Below are 24,024 nucleotides of genomic sequence, written 5' to 3' on the forward strand. Positions count from 1 at the left end.
AGATAAACCAACTACCAACTACCAAAAAACTAGACCAATTAATATTCAACGCCCTCCTTTCCAAGCCATTCAAGGGCCATATCCTTTGCAAAACCATCATTGGATTCTGATACGACTTTTCGTAATAGATCTACCCCACCCTTAAACTGTAAAATTGCTTTGGCTGCCTCAGAACGAACAACATATTCACGATCAGATAATAATGAAACTAACCGATCTTTAAATGGACTTAGTCTTCTAACACCAGCAACTTTTGCCGCCATCATTCGAACTTGCCAGCTTGTTGACTCAAAGAACTTACTTAATATAGCTTCGTCTATTGGTGCCCCTGTGTTAGCAAATGCCTTTAAAGCTCTAATTCTTAACTCTTCATCACTATTTTCAAGTAATTTTTGAATTAGGTTAATATAATGTAAATATTGCTTTTTCCCGATCGTTTCAATTATCATGTATTGCATTTGTTTTGATAATGCACCAAAGTCATCTGCTAGTTCATTAAAGTGCTCTTCTTTCAAGAGAGATAAAATAGATAATAGCGTGAAATTTGAAATAGCTGGATCAACATTCTTTAAATAATAAACAATCTGATCATCATGAAATTTAGCAAAAAGATTTAACATCTGAAATTTTTCAGTACGTGTTACATTTTTTTTAGCATATAATTTATGTAGCTCACCTACAAAGTGATTCATATAAAAATCCTCAATAGAGTATAGAGCGTTCATTCTTAGGCTCCATCTCCGCTGCTTTAGTTCACTTTTTATATAATTTGTTAAGTGCTTATTTGCAAATCCGCTTATTTTTCCTTTTACATCCTCACTATCAAGTACATTAGAATATTCATTAAGCAATTCAATTAGTGCGATAAATTTCTCTTCTGTTTTATCAGGTTGTAAACTCCCTTCTTTACCCGATTGTAGAAAATGAAACATATCTAAGCGATATGTTTCTTTAAGATCGTCAATTTTTTTCCTTTTTTGATTATGAAAATGCTTTATAATAAGCAAATACGTAAACAAACTAATTAAGATAAAAAACATTGCCAGAAATAAAATAAAAAGCACTACTAAACTTATCTCAAACATATTACTTCATCCTCTTAATTAAGTGACCTAATCGGGTTTCAAGCTCTAATAATTTAAACGGCTTTGTTATATAATCATCGGCCCCAAGCTGTAAGGCTCTAAAGATGTCATGTTCACTTTTTCGGGATGTTAGCATCATCACTGTAAATCTTTCCTGATATTGAAGACTTCTTAATTTCTGTAATACTTCCAATCCATCCATTCTCGGCATCATGCCATCAAGTATGAGTAAATATGGATCTTTGTTGTTAAGATGCCACCCTGCTTCCATAAACTCCATACCATCTTTAAAGGTTTTAATATCAAGTGTAAATCCATCTGTAAACTTACTTTTACTGATTAAGTCCTCAAGCATTGTGCGAATAATTGGGTCATCATCAATAATTCCAATGTGAATTGGTTTCTTAGTATATTTAACATTATTTACAGCAGCCACTTTCACCTGATTTCTACCAGCCTGTTTCGCCTCGTAAAGTGCTCCATCTGCAATATCGATATTTCTTTTTAGCTCTAACTGAGTTGGGTGAACTTCATGAATTCCTGCAGAGAACGAATTATAGAATTTTGAATCTCCAAAACGAAAAGCAGTGTTGGAGAACTCCTTTAAAATCCGCTCAATAACAAGTTTCGCCTCATTAGCTTCTGTTTCAGGCAGAAGGATAATAAATTCCTCACCACCATAACGAATAATGGTGTCATTAATTCTTAGGCCCCTTCTAACAACATCAGCGAATGTGCTAAAACCTCATCACCTACGATATGACCGTATGTGTCATTCACTTGTTTAAAATGATCTAAATCAACAAGCACTAAGCAAAATGGCTCATATCTTCTATTTAAATTACTAACCAAGCGTTCATAAGTTTGAGCTAAAAATTTCCTGTTATAAACCCTTGTTAGCTCATCGATTAACATTACATCGTCAACAGCTTGTTTTCGCTCAAGTTGGCGGTTTATTCTTACAATAAATTCATCCATTTCCAAAGGTTTTTGTATGAAATCATCTGCGCCCAGCTTATAGCTTTTCATTCTGATTTCCTTTGATTTATCAACACTAATCATAATTGTCGGAATAAACTGTTGCTTCATTTTTTCCTTTATTTGCAACAGTACATCTAGTCCATTTTTATCTTTCATATGAACATCAATAACAACACAGTCAGGATTCAAGTCATAATAGGAATTAATAGCACGGTCTGGGTCAGCAACAGCAATCACCACCCAGCCTTCTTTCTCTAATTCATCCTTAAGGTACATTAATAATGCTGTATCATCGTCTATGAGCAAAATAAGGTTTTTATCTTCATACTCTTTTTTGTTCTCAATAATTTCATCAACATTGGAATATTCTTCATAATAAATAATGGAAATAAGGGGTAGCAAAAAAGATTGCAATTCCTCTTTGTCCCAAACTCGTTCTTCATGCTCCTTTAAATGGCTCATCAATTCTTGGGCCATATCTCCTGCTTCAGAAAATCCAATGGTTGCAGCAGTTCCAGATATGGAGTGAAGGAAACGATAAAGTTCTTTATGTTGAATTTCTTGTTGTTCATTTAACCAAGCTTCAAGCTGTTTTCGTACATTTTTAATTAATGTTTGCAAATATTTACTCATTGGCCTCTCCTACTCAAAACGAATATTTACATTTATCTCTTCTATCCATATAACCATATTTTAGGGGGGAATTCTAGAAAAAAGTTTATATTTTGACAAGATTCGACTTTCGAAACACTTATTCTCTGTTCCCCTGCGAAAAGATCGCAATAAACTTTACTAATTGCAGCAAGGAAAGCAAGGCAGCGGCCACATAAGTTAAAGCAGCAGCACTTAATACTTTACTTACCCCTCTTTCCTCATTATTAACAATCATTCCTTCAGAAAGCATTAATCTTTTTGCTCTTGAGCTTGCATTAAATTCTACTGGCAACGTAATAAGCTGAAAGGCTACAACTGCTGAGAAAAAGATGATCCCTAAGCCAATTAAATTTAAACTTCCTAATAAAAAGCCACCAAATAACAAAAATGGCGCAATACCTGAAGTAAAGTTCACAATTGGAAACATTTTATGTCGTAAAACGAGTGCACCGTATGCTTCACGATGTTGAATAGCATGACCAACCTCGTGTGCTGCAACAGAAATCGCTGCAATTGATTGACTTCCATAGACTGAATCCGATAATCTAACAGCTTTTTTTAAGGGATCATAATGATCCGTTAAAGAACCCCTCACATGTTCAACAGGTACGTCTGATAACCCGTTTCGGTCAAGTAACTGCCTTGCAATCTCAGCCCCAGTCATATGAGAAGATGCCGACACTTTAGCATACTTTTCAAAATTCCCCTTAACTCGAAACTGCGCCCATAATGAAAGACCAAAAGCAATAATGATTAAAAAATCCAATGGATGGAAAAACATTGTTGATATCCTCCCTACAACAGATACTTGATTATGGTTAGTTTAATCAAAACATTGATTTCTACCATACAAAATTTCATATGGTTTCTTTTGCTTAATCCGCAAACTATAAACAGAAGGTGTACATACTAAAATATGCTTAAATAAATCGCTGTCACTCCAACTGTCTTTTTGAAGGCTGCTCGTTGATTTTAAAAACATAGTGCAATGGAGCGGAAGACACTTGACTCCTGCGGGAGGTAGAGGAAAGGCCGAGACCCCGCAGGCAAAGCCGAGGAGGCTTGGCTCCCTCCCCGCGGAAAGCAAGTGTCTGGAGCGCAATGGAACGACCTCGTTAAAACGAACAGATTTATAAGACCAAGCAAGATAAGAGTTTTTGTGTAGAACTAATTTTAGAATACATTCTTTTTTTAGAATAATTTAAAGCTTCAAATGCTAAAAGTTAGGAAGTGAAACTGTTGAAAGTAAATGAAGAAGAAAAGAAATTACTTAGTGAAGCAATCGATAAAATGAATGAAGGGTTAGACTCCTTTATTGGTTTTTATAATGATTCTGAAGAAGATAAGGCACTTATTGAATTCTCAGAGGATACAATTGAGACGATTGAAAAGGCCATTGAAACATATGGAAAAGACGAGGTAACAGCCAAAATTAATACAATTATTAAAGAAGTTTTATCTTTTATACCAAATAAGAAAGGATGAGTTCACAACATGGCAAAATCAAATAAAACCATCACACAATGGTTGCGTTGGCCAATTCATTTTCGTATTACCCTTATCGTTCTACTCATCATTTTAGTGTTTGGTGAAATCATTACTCTTATCGAGCCAAACGAGTTTCCAACAACATTTGATGGAATTTGGTGGGCTGTTGTAACTGTCTCCACTGTTGGATTTGGCGATTATGTCCCACAAACGTACCTTGGAAGAGGCATCGCTATGTTAATGATTTTAGCTGGAGCTAGTTTTGTAACCGCTTATTTTGCTAGCGTTTCTTCAGCTGCGATTAAAAGACAGCACTCCTACCTTGAAGGAAATGTGACGTTTTCGGGTAAAAATCATGTGATTTTAATTGGGTGGAATGAAAAAGCAAATGAAATGATTGACTCATTAAAAACCGTTAAGCCATATAAACAAATTGTCTTAATAGATGACTCATTAAAAGAATCGCCATTAATTGAAAATGTTCATTTTATCCGTGGAAATGCTGCCAATGAACAAACTTTACTTAAAGCGAATATCCAAGAAGCTGATGCAGCTATCATCACTGCTGATCAGCACAAAAATGAACAAGATGCTGATATGAACTCTATTCTTGTCCTGCTATCCCTAAAAGGACTAAATCCAAATTTATACTGTGTGATTGAATTGCTAACAGAACAGCAAGCAAATAATGCTAGCAGAGCCGGAGCAAATGAAATTATTAAGTCTTATAAATTAACAAGTCACTTTATTATGAGTAGTTACTTAGCGAAAAACGGTTTGTCATCATTTTATTCTGAGCTTAACCCTGCGAGCGGTAATTTATTTCAAGTTCTTCCGGTAAATAAAGAGCTGATTGGCAAAACCTTCAAAGACGCAAGTCACCAACTCCTCGAAAAAGAATCTATTTTAATTGGCATAAAAAGAGGAGAGGACACGAAAGTAAATCCGCCCCTCTCCTTTGAAATACAAGATCATGATTCACTAATAGTGTTTACTCACTAGTCAAGCAATACAGCCTCTAATTCCTTAACAAGCGCCTTCCCTAAATCAATATATTCTTCAGGGAAGGTTGCATCTTTATCTTGCGGCTCCTGGAATTGATCAAAAGATGCACTAAAATTCCCAATATGCACATGGTCATCTAATCCAATTTGATATTTATGAGATAAAAGAAAGGGTGTACCCAATTCAATTGTTGTATTTCTAGAATCAAGCTGTCCATCCACAGATGTAAATGGAACCCTCAAGAATTGATAACCTACTTCAGAATCAATTTTATAATCAAAGTAGCCATGATCATAATCCCAATTTCCACCTATCGTATAGCCTAAAGGTTTAAGCTCCTGCTCTAGGTCATATAATTGAAATGTTTGTCCTTCTAACCTTGAACGAACTTCAATCATAGCAAATCCTCCTTTGTCTTAGACCTGTTAATGCTACATTTCTTCTTGCAGGTTTCGTGACCTCTTTCTAAAACAAAGCCTGCTCTACTAAAGAAATGGCTTAACATTGCCTTTTCCTTAGATTTGCCTAATATAAGAAAATCATGACCATTAAAACGAAAAAAGGCCGACATTATTGTCGACCCTTGTTCAAAATTATTTTTCTAAGCGTTTTTCAAGTTCTGCTTTCTTTTCTTCAAAGCCAGGCTTTCCAAGTAAAGCGAACATGTTTACTTTATATGCTTCAACCCCCGGTTGATCAAATGGATTAACTCCTAGAAGATAACCACTCATAGCACAAGCCTTTTCAAAGAAATACACTAAATATCCAAGTGTATATTCATCCATTTTTGGAATGCTTACTACTAGGTTAGGAACTCCACCATCAGTATGAGCCAACATCGTTCCTTGGAATGCCTTTTTGTTAACAAAGTCTACTGATTTACCAGCAAGATAATTCAAACCATCTAAATCACTTTCTTCTTCTTCAATCGTTAATTCATGGCGAGGTGTCTCAACATTAATGACTGTTTCAAAAATGTCGCGACGTCCTTCTTGTACATATTGCCCTAAAGAGTGTAAGTCAGTTGAGAAGTTTGCTGAAGAAGGATAAATTCCTTTTTGGTCTTTTCCTTCACTTTCGCCAAATAATTGCTTCCACCATTCAGCAAAATACTGTAGACCTGGCTCATAGTTAATGAGCATTTCAATCGTTTTTCCTTTGTTGTATAAAACATTACGAACAGCAGCGTATTGATAAGCTGGATTTTCCTCAAGCTCAGATTTTCCGAAATCTTCACTTGCAGCTTGAGCACCCTTCATCATAGCTTCAATATCTACACCTGTTACAGCGATTGGTAATAACCCAACAGCCGTTAAGATTGAATAACGTCCACCAACATCATCTGGAATGATGAATGACTCGTACCCTTCTTCAGTTGCAAGTGTTTTCAAAGCACCACGCGCTTTATCAGTTGTTGCATAAATACGTTGCTTCGCTTCAGATTTCCCATACTTTTCTTCAAGAAGCTTTCTAAAAATACGGAATGCTAGTGCGGGTTCAGTAGTTGTACCAGATTTAGAAATAACATTAATCGAGAAATCTTTTCCTTCAAGTAAATCATGAAGATCCTTCATGTATGTAGAGCTGATGTTATTTCCTACAAAAATAACTTGTGGAGCTTGTCTTTGTTCTTTTGATAAAGAATTATAAAAAGAATGATTAAGCATTTCAATGGCAGCACGTGCTCCTAAATAAGAACCACCAATTCCAATGACAAGAAGAACTTCTGAGTCGTTCTTAATTTTTTCAGCACTTTTTTGAATACGAGCAAATTCTTCTTTATCATAATTGTTAGGAAGATCTACCCAACCTAAGTAGTCACTTCCAGCTCCTGTTTGCTCATGAATTGAATGATGAGCAACTTTCACAAAATCCCTTAAATATGTAAGTTCATGTTCGTTAAAAAAAGTTAAGGCACTAGAATAATCAAAGCTTACATGCGTCATAACATTTTTCCTCCAATGTTTGCTTTTTGTTTATAGCTATTAACAACTTTATCTAAACTACATGTGTAAATCAAGTATAGATCTTTATGTAATCGCTAACATTTCCAATCTTTTCTGACAATTCATTTACAAAACAAGTAAACACGGGTATAACCCCGTGCTTACTTGTTTGCATTTTATAAAGATGCTGTTAAGATCGCAACCACATCGTCTTTATTTAAAGATTTAAAATTACCGAATTCACCATTAATCATTGCTTTATCAGCCATCAAATCAATGTTTTCATCATTAATATCATAATCCTTCAAACGATATGGTGCTCCAATGCTGCTCCAAAACTCACGAAGTTTATCAATTCCTTCAAGAGCTACAGATCGGTCGTCTTTACCAGTAGGATCAACATCAAAAACATTAACAGCCAGTTGTACAAAACGTGATACATTTTGATCTAAGTTATGCTTCATCCAGTTCGGGAATAGAATGGCTAATCCACCAGCATGTGGAATATCGTATACAGCAGAAACAGCATGTTCAATATTATGACTTGCCCAATCTCCTCGATACCCCATTTGCAGTTGTCCATTTAACGCAATCGTACCAGAGTAAAGAAAGGTTTCACGAAGCTCGTAATTTTCTAAGTCATTTATTAGCTTAGGAGCTGTTTCAATAACCGTTTTTAATGTAGCCTCACAGAAACGATCTTGTAACGGTGTATTTGTTGTATGATGAAAGTATTGTTCGAAAACATGTGACATCATATCAACAATACCATATATCGTTTGATCTTTTGGTACAGTGAACGTATTTACTGGATCCAATATTGAAAATTTAGGGAATGTTAAAGGACTTCCCCAACCATATTTTTCTTTTGTTTCCCAATTCGTAATAACAGAACCAGAGTTCATCTCAGAACCTGTTGCAGCTAATGTTAATACTGTACCAAATGGCACTGCTTCAGTAGGAATATGTTTCTTTGTCACAATATCCCAAGCATCTCCATCATATTTCGCCCCTACAGAAATAGCCTTAGTACAGTCTATTACACTTCCTCCACCTACAGCTAATATAAAATCAATGTTTTCTTTTTTACATATTTCAACGCCACGGTGAACCGTTGATAACCTAGGGTTTGGTTCTACTCCAGACAATTCAAAGATCTCAAGGTTGTTTTTTTCTAAAATTTGAACAACTTTATCATAGAGACCATTGCGCTTAATACTTCCTCCACCATATACAACAAGAACCTTTTTTCCGTACTTTGGAACTTCATTTTCAAGTTGTTCTACCTGTCCCTTACCAAAGATTAATTTAGTGGGATTATAGTATGTAAAATTATCCATTTATATCGCCTCCATATTTAGATTATGTAATTTCCTGATTTTATTGTAAAGAAATGTGCTTTTATTAAAATTTTCTTTGAATAGTTTTTTTGTTTTTTCGCAAGATATAAGTGTAGTTAACAACTAAGGAGGTTGTAAAATAAAATGAGCGCAATTCAACGTATAGCACTTGTACTTACGATAATAGGAGCAATTAACTGGGGACTAATTGGTTTTTTCCAATTTGATCTAGTAGCAGCTATCTTCGGCGGCCAGGATTCAGCATTATCACGAATCATTTACGGTTTAGTTGGTATTGCTGGTTTAATCAATCTTGGTCTGTTATTCAAACCTTCTGAGGAAGTAGCAAGAGAACCTCGCCCAGAAGCTCGATAAGAGTGAAGAAAAAAGAGTTAACTTCGGTTAGCTCTTTTTTTATTTTTGATTAAAGGGAATAAAAAAAGACGAACACCCTGTGTTCATCTTTTCTTCGTTCATTATTTTTTAATTTCTTCACGTTTTGATTGCTCAATCCACTCTTCAAGCTTGTCTTTTAATGTGTTGAAACCTTGTGGAGTTTCTGTTTCAGCTTTTACAGTTGCTTGACGTTTTTTAGGTCTTTTTGGAGCTTCTTGCTTTTCTTCAGCAGGTGCTTCTTGAGTAGCACGGATTGATAAGCTGATTTTCCCAGATTTTTCGTCAATAGAAAGAACTTTTACTTGAACTTCATCATTAACGTTTAAGTGCTCATTAACATCTTTAACAAAACCATGTGTAATTTCTGAGATGTGAACAAGTCCTTGTGTTTCTTCATCTAGTGCAACAAATGCACCATATGGCTGAATACCTGTTACTTTTCCTGTATGAACACTTCCTATTTCGTACTTCGCTGTCATAATAACACTCCTATTTTTCTTATAATTATATGTCCCATTATACGCAATTAAAAATTATATCATATCTTTGCGTCTTTGACAAAAATAAATATTTTTGATCTCATTTTTTAGTATACCCAAAAAAGAAAAAGCAACGATGAATTCGTTGCTTTAAGGCATTGGCTTATACACAATTTTTGGGGATCCATTTTCTAGACGAAGCTCAAGTGAAACCGTTTCTCCATCCCCTTTTATATAAATATGATTGATAACCTCTCCGTTTTCTTGATACTGAAATTCAACCATCGTAACTTCGTTTGATAAAGTCTGGAAGTCAGTAGAACTTATCTCGGAAATAAATTGACTTTTATCAGGTATGTTTGTGCCTTCTCCTTTATATAAGAGGTTATAAGCCATATCATAATCTCCAGTTATCACTGCATACATATAGATTCTTGCCACAACTAAATCAATTGTATTTGTTCCCGCAAACGGTCCATCAAACACTTTATCGTTATTAGTTCTTTTGTATTCCTCATATGTTGCTACCATTTGATCTGTTAGAGGCAACAGGTTCACGCTTAATCCATTTGGAGTAATTTTCAATTTCAAAGGGATGAGAGACTCTACTTGATTCTCAAGCTCTTCCGTTAGATGAAAATCACTGTCCTTAAGTTCACTTAAAAAAGCATCAACTATTTGTGAAGACATTGTATTATTGTTTTCAGAAATAAACTTCTCAAAACCTGATATGATCTCCTCTTTAACTCTTGCCTCATTAGTTGTAATCTGAGAATTTTCTGTTCCTGTCAAATAGTTTTTCATTAGATCTTGAAACAATATTTTCAAATCATTTATATTAGAAAAATTAGGGTGTTGGATTATGGTTTTCTCTAGCAGAATCAGTCTAGTTTCAAGTTCATCACGACTGATGACTAATTCAGCGTCTACCTTAAATCTTTTGTTTTTCTGAATATCCAGAAATAGTTTTAGTTCTTCTGATAATTTCTGTGAAAAAGTCTCGGAAATTTTGTCATAATCAACGGTAAAAGAGATCATTCCTTCACCATCATCAACAAAAATGTAACCATTCCCCTTTATTTCATCCACTAAGTTACTATATTCTTCTGTTCCATTTTTTACACTTCCACTATTAAGTTGTTGAACATAATCTTTAACGTTAGAAACATCTACACTCTGTTCCTTAAAGTGCGTTTCCCACCTATCTATATAGCGTTCTTTTAATAGCTCTAGTTTTTCAATATAATGAAGAATTTGTTCATCACTTATATCACTTTGATTTTTTAACATAGTAAATTCTGTATAAGGCATTGATACACGATATTCAATAATTGTTTTAACATTATTTCTATAGTTTTTTAACTCTGTTTGCGATTTATAACTCTTTCTTTGTTCAAAGGCTGCAACTGCACTTTTAGCTTCCTGGACAAACTGATATTGTTCCACATCTTTGGATTGTAGAGAATCATTTAACTCATCTACTTTTCTTTCGTAGTAGCCCCTAATCTCATTTGTTGCAGCCTCAATGTCTGAAGTTGTTACGGGTTGTTGATTTATTTGTTCATCTGGTGGATGTTCTGACCCCGTGTTATCCGGTTGCTTCAGAAGTTGCGCACCAAGGATTCCTCCAATTAAAAGTACACCGATAAAGGAGGCAACATACGGTAGTTGAAGTCTCATGCGCTTTTTATTCGGTTTTTCCGATGTTTTTACCTTGTTCACTATTTTATCTACAGAGGAAACTGAAGGCACTTGTTCGTATGATTGCTTTAAGTTTCTCATTCGTTCTTCAAATAATTTATCATCCATGTATGTCACCTTCTTTCTTATCAAGTTCTTCAATGACTTTTTTCAACATTGTTTTCCCGCGTAATATTCGTGTTTTAACCGTAGATAATGAAATAGACATGATTTCTGCAATTTCCTCATACTTCTTTTCATGAAAATAAAAAAGAACGATTGGTATCCGATATTTCTCATCTAGCTTTTGTATCGCTAAATGAAGAACCCGATCTTCCTCATTACGTAAAACCTCAGCTTCTGTTTCAGGGTAATACTCCTGTCGAAAGTCTTGTTGTATTTTAAAAACCTTCCGTAGATTAGATTGACGTTTTCTAGCAAAGTCCCTCGTTACATTAAGTGTTATTTTATATAACCAAGTAGAAAATTTTGCCTTAGTAAACTGATCTATAAATCGATACACACGAATAAATACTTCCTGTGTAATATCTTCAATCTCTTCTTGTCTGTTCCCTAATTGATAAGCAAACTTCTCCACAACAGGGTAATGTAGTTCAACTAGCTGTTGAAAAGCTGACATATTTCCCTGTTTGGCCTTTTTTATTAATTCTTCTTCGGTCATGTCTCTGCCCTCCTCTTTCATTTTATTTAACGCCATCATGTTCGACATTGTTTCATTTGGAAATTGATTTTAATGAGGATTTAAAAAGAGAGGAAAAATTTGATTTTTAGGTTTAAGCCACATAAAAAAGAGGGAATAATACAAGCATAAGGCTTTCTAGTATTCCCCCTTTAGTTTCTATATGAGCTGATCAACTGGTCAGCTTTTTTTAGTTGAGATTTATACTTATACGCCAGCTTTTTGTTTTTGAACAAAACGCTGCATTCTTCTTAATGATTCTTGAAGCTGTTCTAATGAAGAAGCATAGGAGCATCGGATATACCCTTCGCCGCTTTCACCAAACACGCTACCCGGAACAACAGCCACTCTTTCTTCCATGAGAAGCTTTTCTGCAAATTCTTCTGACGAAAGATTTGTTTCCTTTATAGAAGGAAATGCGTAAAACGCACCACCTGGTACATGACAAGTCAGCCCCATTTCTGTTAATGCGTTAACAAAAAGGTTTCGCCGTTGCCTGTAGCTTTTTTTCATATGCAAAACATCTTCTTTGCCATTCTTAATTGCTTCGATTGCAGCGTATTGAGCCATAGAAGGTGCACACATCATTGTGTATTGATGAATTTTTAGCATTGCGCTTAAAAATTCAGGCTGTGCAGCTACATACCCTAAACGCCAGCCTGTCATGGCAAATCCTTTCGAAAACCCTGAAACAAGGATTGTCCGTTCTACCATTCCATCAATCGATACAAAGCTTGTATACACATCATCATATGTAAGCTCCGCGTAGATTTCATCTGAAATAACCAATAAATCATACTTTTCAATAATTGTAGCTATTTTTTCTAAGTCTTCTTTATTAAGAAGTGTTCCAGTTGGATTATTTGGTGAGCACAAAATAACAGCTTTCGTTTTATCTGTGATTGCCTTTTCTAAATCTGAAGGCTGAAGCTTGAACTCCATTTCACCGCTCGTTTGAACAGATACTGGTACCCCACCTGCAAGAGAAATTAGTGATGAATAAGATACGAAGCTAGGCTCAATGACAATAACCTCATCACCAGGGTTCACAATAGCTCTAAGTGCAAGATCAAGAGCTTGGCTTGCCCCAACTGTTACTAACAATTCCTCTGATGGACTATAGCTTACATTTGTTTTTTCTTGAAGGTAATAACTTATTTCTTTTCTTAATTCAAGAAGGCCCGCATTTGCTGTGTAGGAGGTATACCCTTGTTCTAAGGAAAGGATACTTGCTTCTCTTACATTCCAAGGTGTAACAAAATCAGGTTCACCAACACCTAATGAAATTACACCTTCCATACTTGCTGCCAGGTCAAAGAACTTGCGTATTCCTGATGGTTTTAAGCCTTTGACTGTACTTGAAAGGTAATGCGTTGGTTCAATCATGGTGATACCACAATTCTCTTATCCTCATCATCTTGTTCAAATATAGTACCATCATGTTTATATTTCTTTAAGATAAAATGAGTTGTTGTAGACAAAACAGAGTCTAAAGTTGAAAGCTTTTCAGAAACAAATTGAGCAATAGCAGACATCGATTTTCCTTCTATTATAACTGAAAGATCGTAAGCACCTGACATTAAGTAAACAGACTTTACTTCATTAAAACGATAAATTCGACTTGCAATATCATCAAAGCCTACTCCTCTTTTTGGCTGAACTTTCACATCGATCATTGCTTTTACACCTTCGTGCCCATCAACCTTACGCCAATTCACCTGTGCTGTATAATCAACAATAATACGTTGATCTTCAAGATTTTTAATTATCTTTTTCGTTTCTTCTTCTGATAAGTCAATCATTTTGGCGATTTGTTCTGCAGTCAAGCGGCAGTCATCTTGCAATATTTCTAATAACTCTACTTCCTTTTCACTAAACTTCATTTTTCACCACTCCTACTTTTCAAATCTTCAGATAATTATACCACCATATTGCTCGTTTTTCATACGTTTCACAAAAAGAAAAAAGGGTAGATTTTTACATGAGTGTTTTTTTATATCCCGGTAAAAAATATAAAAAAACATAATTCTTCTTTAACAGCCTATTTGGTTAACAAAGTTTCCTTATAAGCTATACCCCTATATGACAAGCAGCAATTTTAGTGTGTTAAGTCAAACACATATTTTATCATACAATCTGGCAATATATATAGGAAAAATGGAGTGAATGCTTATGAATAAAAGCCATTACTACTGTAGCACAATGAATATTTTTGGCATAAACGTTCACTATGAGGTTTATCGCCAACATCCATCCAATCCTGTTATGATTTTAGTACATGGGTTTTTGTCCTCTAGTTTTTGCTACAGAAAAATTATCCCTTTACTCAAAGAGGATTTTACAATCGTTACAATTGATCTTCCTCCATTTGGAAAAACAGAAAAATCAACTAAATTTGTTCACTCTTATACAAACATGGCAAAAGTAGTAATACGTTTAGCAGAAGGACTGAACATAAAAAGAGCTTACCTTGTTGGTCACTCCATGGGTGGGCAAGTATCTTTGAATGCAGCAAAGCAAAGACCTGATTTATTTGAGAAAGTGGTATTACTATGTAGCTCAGGATATATGAAAGGTGTACATCCTTCACTAAAATTTGGTTCTTATGTTCCATATTTTTATCTATGCATTAAGCATTGGCTAGCAAGTCAAGGAATTCTAAAGAACTTAAACAACGTGGTACATGATCGCTCATTAATTGATCAGGAAATGATGGACGGGTATATGGAGCCTTTTCTCGATGACAAAATATTTCGTGCTTTAAATCGGATGATTCGTGACCATGAAGGTGATCTTAGTTCAGAAGAGTTAAAGCAGATCGAACAGCCTAGCTTGCTTATATGGGGAAATGAAGACAAAGTCGTACCTGTTTCTATTGGAGAAAGATTACAAAACGACTTACCTAATTCAACATTTTTCTCATTTAAACAAACTGGCCACTTAGTACCTGAGGAAAGGCCGGAACACGTTTCAGAAAAAATTATGAACTTCCTTATTCAGGCTCAATAGAAAAACCACTCATATGAGTGGTTTTTCGCTTAAATTTCACAGCTTGTATTATTTTTGATTTGAAGTAACTGCTTAGACATGGATTCACATTCCGTTAGAGGGATGATTTCTTCGAACGAAAATTCATAAATCGCTTGTATTTTTCTTGCTAACTTTAGTTTATCATCTATTAAATGAACAGCCTGGAGCACATCAACTACTTCCGTTTCATAACTATCTTCTCCATAACCTAACGGATCCCACTGTAATAAAACTTCCATTAACCTTATATTCGTTTGCTGTGTTTCCATTATTTCACCTTTATTAATCTTATTTTTTGCACTGTTATTGTAACACACTTATGATAGAAGTAGATAATGAAAGAAAGAAGCTATATCCATTTTTGTTTATGATTCATAACTGTACTACTCATGTTAAAAGAATCCTATTATAAATATAGCTCACAGTTTTATAAGAATCTTTAATAAGGGGTGAAGCAATTGAGTCAATTTGATCAAGTTATTAACCGAAAAAAAACAGATTCAGTAAAATGGGATTATACAAAAAGAATATTTGGTGTAGAAGATGTTCTACCGATGTGGGTGGCTGACATGGATTTTCAAGCACCTGAGGAAGTGATTGATGCCTTACATACTCGAGTTGACCACGGAATATTTGGATATACAATGCCTGGATCAAAAATGGAAGAAGCCGTTAAAAATTGGTTGAAGTCTCGTCATTCCTGGGAGATTGATCCAAAAACAATCACTTACAGTCCTGGAATTGTCACAGCTATTAGTATGGCTATCCATGCCTTTACTACTTCAGAAGACAAGATTGTCGTACAACCGCCTGTCTACTACCCGTTTTTCGAAATTGCCCAAAAGCATAAACGCGAGGTTCTTTATAATCAATTATTACTAAATGAAAACTTCCGTTATGAAATTGATTTTAATGATTTGGAAGAAAAACTTTCGGATGAAAGAACAAAACTTTTTATCTTATGTAATCCTCACAATCCAAGTGGTCGTGTTTGGAGTGAAGAGGAACTAACAAAAATTGGGGATCTTTGTATAAAGCATAATGTTCTTATTATATCAGACGATATTCATTCCGATCTGCTGCTGTTTGGAAATCAATATACTCCAATTGCTTCTATTCGAAAAGACATTGCCAATCAAACCATTACTTGTATTGCACCTAGTAAAACGTTCAATTTAGCTGGCCTACAAGCATCAATCTTGTTAATACCAAATGACTCCCTTAAAAGGCGTTACAATGAAGTTCAACAGCTGTTTGGGGTAATGGGTATCAACACGTTAGGAGCTGATGCGATGCAGGCAGCTTATGAACATGGGAGCAACTGGCTTGATGAATTAATTCAATATCTTCAGGAAAATGTATTATTAATAGAAGAATATTTAATGAATCATCTTCCTCAGGTAAAAATCATGCGTCCTGAATCAACATATCTTGTGTGGATTGATGTAAGAAGTTTAAATAAATCAGATAAAGAATTACAGGAACTACTTCTTAACAAGGGTAAACTAGCTTTACATATAGGTTCAAAGTTTGGCGAAAACGGAGAAGGTTTCCTTAGAATGAACATTGCTTGCCCAAAGGAGACTTTGTTAGATGGTTTAAAAAGATTGAAGATAGCCCTAACATAATTATCCTAAACTTCCAAATGAGCTCTTTTAAACTTAAGAGCTCATTTATTTCGTTTTTATGAAAAATTAGTTAAATTATGTTTATTTTAGAATAATTTTCACAATTTAATGGTATAATTAGGGAAACTTACTTATATCAAAGGTGAACCTTATATGGAACTAGTAAAAGATATTATCTTGCAAATTACATTCGTTGTTCTCCCTATTTTTGTCTATCATTTATTATGGTTAAGTAGAAACAATCTTAGCTCTTTAAAACCCAATAAACTATTAATTACGTGCGGCTCAATTTTTTCTTCTATCTTGTGTCTGATTTACCCGATCGAGCTAATTGATGGAGCTTTCTTTACCCTTCAACCTATTCCCTTATTTACTAGCGTCGTTTACGGAGGATCCATACCTGGTCTGCTTACTCTTCTTACAACTTCAATTTATTTTTCACAACTTTATGAACTGGGCTGGGTTTATTTTTGTGGGAGTGTAACGGTTTATTTTATTCTTTCACTGTCTCTACGAAGCAATTGGTATTCCTACACGTTTAAAAAGAAATTAAATTATGCTGCGATATATGGAATTAGTATTTTAATTTTTTCACTTTGCACAATCATAATTGTAAGCGTTTTAATTCCACATTATGTTGATTTAACTAATTATGTAATCCCAGGCATTACAATTTTCACCCTTACCTTGATACTTAGTCTATGTATATACCTCATTGAGTACATGCGGGCAAATGCTGTTATGAGGATGGAGTTAATGAAAGCAGAAAAGCTTTCCATTGTCAGTGAACTCGCAGCAAGTGTTGCACACGAAGTGAGAAATCCGTTAACTGTTGTCAGAGGTTTTGTTCAATTAATAGGTAATTCAACAAATTGGCCTTTATCTACAGTAAGTTGTTAAAAAATGAGGTTCTACCGAACCTCATTCATTGAATACATGACTTTAAAGTTAGACTATCATCTTACTTGATTTCTTTATAAATTGTTGCCCATACAACTTTAAGTTGTTCTTTCAATTTCCTGTTTTCTTCCTCCAAATTCTTATTTCTCTTCCGAAGTGATGCAATTATGACATCTTTTGATTTTTCTGTCATATCCCGTTTAACTTTCATGGGTGATTCTAATCCTTCTTCTTGCTTCCTTAAAGTTTCAATACGAGATCTAATTTCAATGTACTTATAAAGAAATGATTTAGAAACTCCAGATTCTTCTGCTACAGAGTTGAAGTTAATCTTTTTCTGTTGTTTTATCATTTTTTTAAGTGTTTTTTCTACCTTTTGAAATGTTATATTCTTTTTATCTTCTATGCTTCTTAATAGGGGACCAGTATTAGGATTCTTATTAGCCACTTTGTTTTACACACCTTTATATTAATTTCTGGATTCTCTTCTTAATTTTTGCTGTCCATATATTCCACCGTTTTTAATGATTCCGTCTCTAATTTCTTTATACTTTTTTAGTTTAGGTTGAATTATCTCGATTGAACGAATTCTTCCAGATTTCTGATATATCTGTATATCAGATTCCATTTTAGTAATTTGTTCGTTGTAGAAATTCAAAAATGTTTGGTCTACATGAAAACTTCGGCAGTTATTTTTAATGCATGGTGGTTCTAAAGTTTGTTCTAAAAAATCACAATTGTTCTTAGGGCTTTTAATACAAAAACCATGATCTAATCGAATAGAATCTAAGTTGTGACGTATCCATTCCAACTCTAATCCGTTTTCGTCTGCTTGTTGCTCTATACTAGTGGCGATTATTTTACCGCCTTGATTTAATCTTATAGCTCCACTGCTTGTGGCTTTTTCCCATTCTTTTCGAAGAGTTTTATCATGAATCTTGGCATATACCAATGTCATTTCAGGGCTCGCATGAGCCATAAGTTTTTGTACATGCAAAATGGTCATACCGTTATTGATAAGATTGACTCCATAACGGTGTCTAAACGCATGTGCTTTAAATCGATAGGTATCTCTCTTTTCGTCGATTATTTTATTTTCCATAGCTAGTTTGTTTAAATTGTTTACTACATTGTCCCTTGAAATAGGCTGACCTTTTCTCGGCCCATAATAGGTAGGAAACAAATAATTAAAGGGGTTTGTTTCAATGGTTGTTTTTTCTCTAGTCAATTTTTGTTGAGAAATCACAACCATTGCTATTTCTTCCGAAATTGGCACTCTATGGTCTTTATTTTTAACTTTACGTTGGTCTCCAATAATCCACCAACCATCTTCTCTTTGAATCAAACAATCTATTTTCAAAGTACACACATCTGAAATTCTAAATCCTGTTGCCTCTAATAAAATCACAATCGGGATAATTTCTTTTGGTAGTTTTCCTATATGGTTCAGGATTTGATTCCAAACGAAATCAGATATATATTTTATTTCATTAGAAGCTTTAGGTGGTAGTTTAGGTTTGTCTTCAGGAACGATTAAATTTCCTGCAGATTTAATTGGGGCTTCAGCCCATTCATATCTTTGAATATATAAAATAAACAATTCTATTACAGATAATGACCGATGAACGTGGTTATCCGAAGGGGCTTGTCCTTTATGAACACTATTCCCTCCCATAGGAGAAGTTCTTAAATAATATATAAATCCTTCTATATCACTTCTACTTAAAGAGGTTAAGCCTTTCCAATCTGGGTACTTGCAGTAAATATATTTAAAGAACTCTTGAAGTTTTGCTATGTTTTGTATGGCAGTACCCCAGCTTAAACTTTCTTGCATTAGGACACGTTTTTCGAAATATCTTTTTACCAAAGCTCGATAAGGGCTTGGTATAAAAGTGAAATTTAAGGTATAACCACATTTACTATTGTTGTAGTCAATACCTAGTTTTCTAACATCCCAAATATCTTTTTCTGTTTCGATACGTTCGTCATACCATTCAAAGTAAAAAGAACTAATCCGATTATATAATTGGAGGTATCCTTTAATAGTTAAATTGCTTATACCAAGTTCTAAAAGATAAGTCTTATAGTGAATTGAAAACTTCTCATGAGGAATTTCTATAAAAGAAAAAATATTTGGATAAAACCTTAAAATAAAAGTTTGTAATTTATTGATTGCACTAGCACTGCTCCATATTGTTGTCATTTTTAAAATCGAATCAGTCAACTGTCTAAAGAAATAATATTTCAATTCATGGTTTATTCCTGAACTTAAAGTCTCGTCGAATTTAAGCCTTTGTTTTCCTAAATTAGTGTCTTTAGTGTAGAAAGGGCAATCGATGGCATTCCATAGATCATTTTTCCAATATCCATTTAGTTCTTGTACTAGTTGCTCATATCGTGGAGATTTGGTCGAATTAGTAAATTTATATAATTTCATTTTAATTGATCACCCTTCATATTATCCTGTGCTTTCTGCCACTCTTTCCGAATTGTTTCATCCGAAGAATGCATATAAGTTTGTATTGTAGTTTGAACTTGTGCGTGACCTAACAACTTCTGAATAATCGAAGCTTCTACTCCTTTTTCATGAAGTTCAGTTGCATAGGTGTGTCTTAACATATGTGGAGTAACATCAATCTCAGTTTTCTTCCTTATACGCTCAATCACATCGAAAGCTGCTCGATAATTTAACGGTTTACCCTTATTAGGTCCTGATAAATTGATAAAAACAAAATTTGTATCTACATCGTGAAGATCAATAAGATAATCTTGAAATACATTCATAGTATCGGCAGATACATACACCTTTCGTCCTTCACCATTTACAGTTTTTGATTTCCGAACCTGAATGGTAGTGGAACCAATATCAAAATCCTCAATCCATAAAGATAAGGCTTCTCCAATTCTAAGACCACCCTCATATAAAATCCTAATCAATAAAGCATCGCGAATGTTACTACACGCATCGTGAACAGTTTGCACCTGAGTTTTTGTGAGTGTTAAAATTCCCCTTCGAGGTTCTTTTATTTTCAATATGCTTTTTTCAAATGGTTTACCCTTTGATATATGATGTAAAAAGGGTTTGAATGATCGGTACTGACCAGTAACTTGCTTCTTTGTTTTTTCGGATAGGTCCTTTTCATAATCCTCAATCCTAATCAAATAATCATAGAAACCTTGGACACATGTTAATATAGTATTCACTGTTCGTTCTGATCTCTTTGCTTGAGTTTTCTCAAGATGAACTACTTTAGTAGATTGATAAGGACTTCTTAGCCAAGATATAAACTCCGATAATAAATTTAAGTCAACCTCTTGGTATCCTATTTCTTTTTCGCTTAAAAATTGAAAGTATAACTTCAAATGACGACAATATGCTTTTAACGTATTTTCCGCTTTACCTATGTTGTCTAGATACTTAAGGTATTTGACAACAGGAACCACAGGTTTGTTATTTTCATCAATGAGTACATATCGTTTTTTATTATCAATTTGAAACTCTTGAACTTTCATAAACATCACCTCCAGATTAGATAGTGATACATTTATGAAACTCTTTCTATAAAAACTATGAATACTATATTTTCCCACTGTAGATAAGTTGATTTTAAAGAAACAAAAAAGAAGCAATACTTAACTTTAAATACGTTAAATACTACTTCTTTATATACTGTAGATAAAGTACAGATAGTCAAAGAAGAGAGTACATGGATCTTGTGTTAACAGAATTGGATCGAGCCCAAGCCATCATAACTGACTATCTAGGTATGGCTGGACAAAAAAGCATGGCCAAAGAAAAAATAAACTTAACCGATACTCTAAATGATATCACTACGCTCATGACATCTTATGCAAACTATAAAACAGTAAAATTCAAATGTGAAATTGATAAGGATTTGTATGTTTTTGGAGACCCAATTAAGCTAAAACAAGTTTTTATTAATATTATCAAAAATTCCATAGAGGCTGTTCCAAATATGGAAGGTTTGGTAACAATTCATGCATGTTTATTGGAAAGCACAATACATATTAAAATATCTGATAACGGGATTGGAATGACTAAAGAGCAAATTGAGAGATTAGGAGAACCATACTATTCTTCTAAAGATGATGGAACGGGACTTGGACTGACGGTTACATATAGTATAGTTAAAAACCATGGTGGTTCTGTCAAATACATAAGTGAAGTTAGCAAAGGAACAGTTGCTATTATTTCTTTTCCTCTTTACTTCGATACCAGCTCGGATTATTCTCACCTTTTTAACGAGAATTTATCAGGTTAATAAGAAATAAAAGGTGACAGATATGATTCTGTCACCTTTACATGATTATTCTTCTTCCTCAGGTTTGACTTCTTTCTTATCGCCACGATTTGCTTCTTTTTCCGTTACTTCTCCACAGGCAATTCTAGCTCCTGAATCTCCTGCTGGCTGAGTCATGCCGTCATCCATTTTTTCCGTTATCACAATAGCTGCTCCATCTGGATCAAGAATAGAATTTTTCTTTCCACTTTTTAGGGTTAATTGAGGAGCCATTAATTCCGCTTCTGTTTTTCCATTTTCGGAAATAACATTTGGAAGGTCCCCTGCATGAGCACCTTCGGGATGCAAAAGCCCATGCTTTTTATCATCAGGATTCAAATGATCTCCAGCACTTTTAAAATCAGGTCCCTTACAAGTACCTTTTTCATGAATGTTTATTCCATGCTCACCTTCTGGTAACCCCTCTACCATCACTTCAAACTTTACACCTTCTGGTTGCTCAGATACTTTAATGGTACCAAGTGAATCACCACTTGCATTAAACATTTCAACATCCATTTTGGTGATTTCTTTTTCCATACAACCGGACAAAATAAAAGGAAAAACAAAGTACAAAGACAAAAATGTTTTACGTTTCATATTACCCTCCAATGAAATCGTTTGGCTATAGGGTATTTTTTGTCACAATGTATAAACTTATTCATTTTATGAAAAGTTGTCTTCCCTTAGTCTTAGTCTTGATCTTGCTTCGTTTGATTTATTAATTTTTCTACTTGTTCTTGTTCTTTTTTAGAAAGCTTCATGATAAATCGGAAAGCAAAGAAAGCTGCTATAGTAAAAATGATCATTGTAATCGCAGCAGGTATATATTCTGACTTATCCTCAGGAAAATATAAAAATAATCCAAAAATAGGAAATAATTGATTCATGTTTTCACGACCTTTCTTCCTCCTAACTATAGCAAGTTTTAGACGAATTCACTAGCTATTAAAAGTATAGTCAAGAAACAGTCACAAATGCGATTTTAAAGCCTTCATGGTACTATAAAAGATATAAAATAAATATCCAAGGGGTGAGAATAATGGATGAAAAGAAAATCGGAGATGTTGTAACAGGCATTTATAAAACAGGTAAATACATTGGTGTTATTACCGACATTAAACCTATGCATTATTTAGTACAAGTTAAAGCTGTCCTAAAGCACCCACAACAAGGTGATTTACATAATCCAAAACAGGTGGATGTCCAATTTTTTCACGAGAGAAGGGCATTGGCTTACAACGAACAAACAAACGTTCCAAAACAGATGGTAAAACGATTCGAAGACGAAATTCCAGAATATCAGCAGTCGCTAAGAAAAGCGCTGGATGTTATGAAGAAAGAACTTGAAGAAAATAATATTGAATGGGCTAAGGAATCCCTGAAAAGGGTTGATGTTCTTGAGAAAGAGTATTTCCCTCATTAATTGAAAGATGTTTACTCAATAACAATATTTAGCATTTACTTTTAAATATTGTTATTGAGCTTTTTTCATATACATAATTTTGTACATTATTTCTGCTTTATGTTGCATATTTATTTAATACCTTTGACAGATCAATTCGATCACCTATTGTTGTTGGGGATGGCTTTTGCAAGTACCTTTTATCCTCTTCAACTAATTTAAATAAATTGTACGTAGTTAGGGCATCATCTAATGCACGGTGATGTTTACCGGTAGCCTTTTTCCCATATTCCTCAACAGCCTTCCATAAGCCGGTTTGATTACGATCACCAAAAAACTTTTTATATTCCATTGATAAATCTCTAAATTTTCCTGTGAATGGAAATTCTTCACTACTCATTTGGCAATTATGACGGAGCACCTTCATATCCATATTGCCCCAAGTAATAACAGTTGTTGATGATCCATTATTATAATCATTTAGTACAGCTAAAAGCTCTGAAAAAGTCATTCCTTGATCAATTTTATTTTGCGAAATTTGCAGAAAAGTTTTACATCGCTCAGTTAATAAGGGGAATTTGTTCGGTTTAACATATGAGGAGAATTGCTCTTCAATTTGTTGGTTCTTAACAGAAACAATACCCACTTCAATAATTTCTGGATAAAAGCCCTTTGGATTCGCTTTTCCTTCCGGCATGGTAAATTCAAAATCAATAAATAATAATTGCTCTTGTCCCTCCAATCTGTTTCGCTCCTCCTTTAGTTTATTTTATTTAAACGTTAAGAAAATATTGGCAACATAGAAAAGTTTTTTACGTAGGTAATCAACATCCATAAGGGCTACTACTCATCACGCTTCGCCTTTCAGGCTCGCCAATCAACGAGTTTTCTTTATACGTTAAATAGGTATGAATTGGCAGCAAAGAGGGTTGATTCGACGTAGTGGCCAATTCTAAGTATGAAGTATAAGGGCAACTACGTTTCTGTCTTCGCCTTTCAGGCTCGC

The 24,024-nt window shown here is 34.3% G+C and carries 26 protein-coding genes and 1 pseudogene; 8 read left to right on the forward strand and 19 right to left on the reverse strand.

The genetic code is table 11. The annotated features are described in order from the left end of the window. Positions 1–38: 38 nt before the first annotated feature. From LPC09_RS20345 to LPC09_RS20365, 4 genes and pseudogenes are all read right to left on the reverse strand, one after another. Entirely contained in the window at positions 39–1,085 is a 1,047-nt protein-coding gene (locus LPC09_RS20345) for a HEAT repeat domain-containing protein (RefSeq protein ID WP_231308162.1), read from the reverse strand. 1 nt (position 1,086) lies between these two features. Beyond that, positions 1,087–1,527 (reverse strand): response regulator transcription factor, encoded by a 441-nt coding sequence (locus tag LPC09_RS20350; RefSeq protein ID WP_231308163.1) that lies wholly within the window; start codon positions 1,525–1,527, stop codon positions 1,087–1,089. A 48-nt stretch (positions 1,528–1,575) separates the two neighbouring features. After that, positions 1,576–2,699 (reverse strand): annotated as a pseudogene (locus tag LPC09_RS20360) (diguanylate cyclase); the annotation flags it as partial. Positions 2,700–2,817: 118 nt separating this feature from the next. Then, positions 2,818–3,501: a zinc metallopeptidase gene (locus tag LPC09_RS20365; RefSeq protein ID WP_231308165.1), complete on the reverse strand. Its 684-nt coding sequence runs from the start codon at positions 3,499–3,501 to the stop codon at positions 2,818–2,820. A 458-nt stretch (positions 3,502–3,959) separates the two neighbouring features. On the opposite strand from LPC09_RS20365, the gene LPC09_RS20370 reads away from it, so the two are divergent. Beyond that, positions 3,960–4,205 carry an atypical membrane-integrating protein (Mistic protein) gene (locus tag LPC09_RS20370; RefSeq protein ID WP_231308166.1) on the forward strand — a complete coding sequence of 82 codons (246 nt, stop codon included), beginning with the start codon at positions 3,960–3,962 and terminating at the stop codon, positions 4,203–4,205. A gap of 9 nt (positions 4,206–4,214) precedes the next feature. Then, positions 4,215–5,210, forward strand: a complete 996-nt coding sequence (locus LPC09_RS20375) for a potassium channel family protein (protein ID WP_231308167.1) — start codon at positions 4,215–4,217, stop codon at positions 5,208–5,210. Here LPC09_RS20375 and LPC09_RS20380 read toward each other — a convergent pair. From LPC09_RS20380 to LPC09_RS20390, 3 genes are all read right to left on the reverse strand, one after another. Continuing rightward, entirely contained in the window at positions 5,207–5,611 is a 405-nt protein-coding gene (locus LPC09_RS20380) for a YugN-like family protein (protein ID WP_098795715.1), read from the reverse strand. The two genes, LPC09_RS20375 and LPC09_RS20380, sit on opposite strands and share 4 nt — an antisense overlap. Before the next feature lie 195 nt (positions 5,612–5,806). Continuing rightward, positions 5,807–7,159 carry a glucose-6-phosphate isomerase gene (locus LPC09_RS20385; RefSeq protein WP_231308168.1) on the reverse strand — a complete coding sequence of 451 codons (1,353 nt, stop codon included), beginning with the start codon at positions 7,157–7,159 and terminating at the stop codon, positions 5,807–5,809. 176 nt (positions 7,160–7,335) lie between these two features. Beyond that, positions 7,336–8,499 (reverse strand): iron-containing alcohol dehydrogenase, encoded by a 1,164-nt coding sequence (locus tag LPC09_RS20390; RefSeq protein ID WP_231308169.1) that lies wholly within the window; start codon positions 8,497–8,499, stop codon positions 7,336–7,338. A 144-nt stretch (positions 8,500–8,643) separates the two neighbouring features. Between LPC09_RS20390 and LPC09_RS20395 the strand changes: the two genes are divergently transcribed. Further along, positions 8,644–8,874, forward strand: a complete 231-nt coding sequence (locus LPC09_RS20395; RefSeq protein ID WP_121663258.1) for a DUF378 domain-containing protein — start codon at positions 8,644–8,646, stop codon at positions 8,872–8,874. Positions 8,875–8,975: 101 nt separating this feature from the next. Here LPC09_RS20395 and yugI read toward each other — a convergent pair whose 3' ends face one another. From yugI to LPC09_RS20420, 5 genes are all read right to left on the reverse strand, one after another. Next, positions 8,976–9,374 (reverse strand): S1 domain-containing post-transcriptional regulator GSP13, encoded by a 399-nt coding sequence (gene yugI / locus LPC09_RS20400; RefSeq protein WP_121663259.1) that lies wholly within the window; start codon positions 9,372–9,374, stop codon positions 8,976–8,978. Positions 9,375–9,524: 150 nt separating this feature from the next. Beyond that, on the reverse strand, positions 9,525–11,183 hold the full coding sequence (locus LPC09_RS20405; RefSeq protein ID WP_231308170.1) for a hypothetical protein: 1,659 nt from the start codon (positions 11,181–11,183) through the stop codon (positions 9,525–9,527). Next, on the reverse strand, positions 11,176–11,736 hold the full coding sequence (locus LPC09_RS20410) for an RNA polymerase sigma factor (protein WP_098795709.1): 561 nt from the start codon (positions 11,734–11,736) through the stop codon (positions 11,176–11,178). The genes LPC09_RS20405 and LPC09_RS20410 overlap by 8 nt, the downstream gene beginning before the upstream one ends. 225 nt (positions 11,737–11,961) lie before the next feature. Further along, entirely contained in the window at positions 11,962–13,140 is a 1,179-nt protein-coding gene (locus tag LPC09_RS20415; RefSeq protein ID WP_231308171.1) for an aminotransferase, read from the reverse strand. Then, a complete protein-coding gene (locus LPC09_RS20420; RefSeq protein WP_098795707.1) occupies positions 13,137–13,637 on the reverse strand; it encodes an Lrp/AsnC family transcriptional regulator in 501 nt (166 codons plus the stop codon). Before LPC09_RS20420 ends, LPC09_RS20415 begins: the two co-directional genes overlap by 4 nt. A 289-nt stretch (positions 13,638–13,926) precedes the next feature. Here LPC09_RS20420 and LPC09_RS20425 point away from each other — a divergent pair, with 289 nt between their 5' ends. Then, positions 13,927–14,763, forward strand: coding sequence for an alpha/beta fold hydrolase (locus LPC09_RS20425; RefSeq protein WP_098795706.1), 837 nt, complete (start codon positions 13,927–13,929; stop codon positions 14,761–14,763). A gap of 29 nt (positions 14,764–14,792) precedes the next feature. On the opposite strand, the gene LPC09_RS20430 is transcribed toward LPC09_RS20425, so the two are convergent. Continuing rightward, complete coding sequence (locus tag LPC09_RS20430) at positions 14,793–15,053, reverse strand: DUF1871 family protein (RefSeq protein WP_231308172.1); 261 nt, start codon at positions 15,051–15,053, stop codon at positions 14,793–14,795. 189 nt (positions 15,054–15,242) lie between these two features. Here LPC09_RS20430 and LPC09_RS20435 point away from each other — a divergent pair, with 189 nt between their 5' ends. Both LPC09_RS20435 and LPC09_RS20440 read left to right on the forward strand, forming a co-directional pair. Beyond that, positions 15,243–16,412: a MalY/PatB family protein gene (locus LPC09_RS20435; protein ID WP_231308173.1), complete on the forward strand. Its 1,170-nt coding sequence runs from the start codon at positions 15,243–15,245 to the stop codon at positions 16,410–16,412. Positions 16,413–16,565: 153 nt separating this feature from the next. Then, the gene (locus tag LPC09_RS20440; RefSeq protein ID WP_231308174.1) at positions 16,566–17,312 is read left to right on the forward strand and encodes a histidine kinase dimerization/phospho-acceptor domain-containing protein; all 747 of its coding nucleotides are present in this window, start codon (positions 16,566–16,568) and stop codon (positions 17,310–17,312) included. A gap of 61 nt (positions 17,313–17,373) precedes the next feature. Here the strand turns inward: LPC09_RS20440 and LPC09_RS20445 are convergent, their stop codons facing one another. The 3 genes from LPC09_RS20445 to LPC09_RS20455 are packed head-to-tail and all read right to left on the reverse strand — an operon-like array spanning position 17,374 to position 20,825. Further along, the gene (locus LPC09_RS20445) at positions 17,374–17,760 is read right to left on the reverse strand and encodes a DUF6262 family protein (RefSeq protein ID WP_098799056.1); all 387 of its coding nucleotides are present in this window, start codon (positions 17,758–17,760) and stop codon (positions 17,374–17,376) included. Between the two features lie 21 nt (positions 17,761–17,781). Next, positions 17,782–19,749, reverse strand: coding sequence for a tyrosine-type recombinase/integrase (locus tag LPC09_RS20450; RefSeq protein WP_098799055.1), 1,968 nt, complete (start codon positions 19,747–19,749; stop codon positions 17,782–17,784). Then, a complete protein-coding gene (locus LPC09_RS20455) occupies positions 19,746–20,825 on the reverse strand; it encodes a tyrosine-type recombinase/integrase (RefSeq protein ID WP_098799054.1) in 1,080 nt (359 codons plus the stop codon). Before LPC09_RS20455 ends, LPC09_RS20450 begins: the two co-directional genes overlap by 4 nt. Positions 20,826–21,019: 194 nt before the next feature. On the opposite strand from LPC09_RS20455, the gene LPC09_RS20460 reads away from it, so the two are divergent. Then, positions 21,020–21,595: a sensor histidine kinase gene (locus LPC09_RS20460; protein ID WP_098795589.1), complete on the forward strand. Its 576-nt coding sequence runs from the start codon at positions 21,020–21,022 to the stop codon at positions 21,593–21,595. Between the two features lie 45 nt (positions 21,596–21,640). Here the strand turns inward: LPC09_RS20460 and LPC09_RS20465 are convergent, their stop codons facing one another. After that, the gene (locus LPC09_RS20465) at positions 21,641–22,213 is read right to left on the reverse strand and encodes a superoxide dismutase family protein (protein ID WP_098795588.1); all 573 of its coding nucleotides are present in this window, start codon (positions 22,211–22,213) and stop codon (positions 21,641–21,643) included. Between the two features lie 92 nt (positions 22,214–22,305). After that, positions 22,306–22,503, reverse strand: coding sequence for a hypothetical protein (locus LPC09_RS20470; RefSeq protein WP_098795587.1), 198 nt, complete (start codon positions 22,501–22,503; stop codon positions 22,306–22,308). A 152-nt stretch (positions 22,504–22,655) separates the two neighbouring features. Between LPC09_RS20470 and LPC09_RS20475 the strand changes: the two genes are divergently transcribed. Continuing rightward, positions 22,656–23,039 (forward strand): kinase-associated lipoprotein KapB, encoded by a 384-nt coding sequence (locus LPC09_RS20475; RefSeq protein ID WP_098795586.1) that lies wholly within the window; start codon positions 22,656–22,658, stop codon positions 23,037–23,039. 97 nt (positions 23,040–23,136) lie between these two features. Here the strand turns inward: LPC09_RS20475 and kapD are convergent, their stop codons facing one another. Next, complete coding sequence (kapD, locus tag LPC09_RS20480; protein WP_231309790.1) at positions 23,137–23,715, reverse strand: 3'-5' exonuclease KapD; 579 nt, start codon at positions 23,713–23,715, stop codon at positions 23,137–23,139. Between the last annotated feature and the right edge of the window lie 309 nt (positions 23,716–24,024).

Source organism: Metabacillus sp. B2-18 (assembly GCF_021117275.1).
In the GTDB taxonomy this organism is placed as follows: domain Bacteria; phylum Bacillota; class Bacilli; order Bacillales; family Bacillaceae; genus Metabacillus.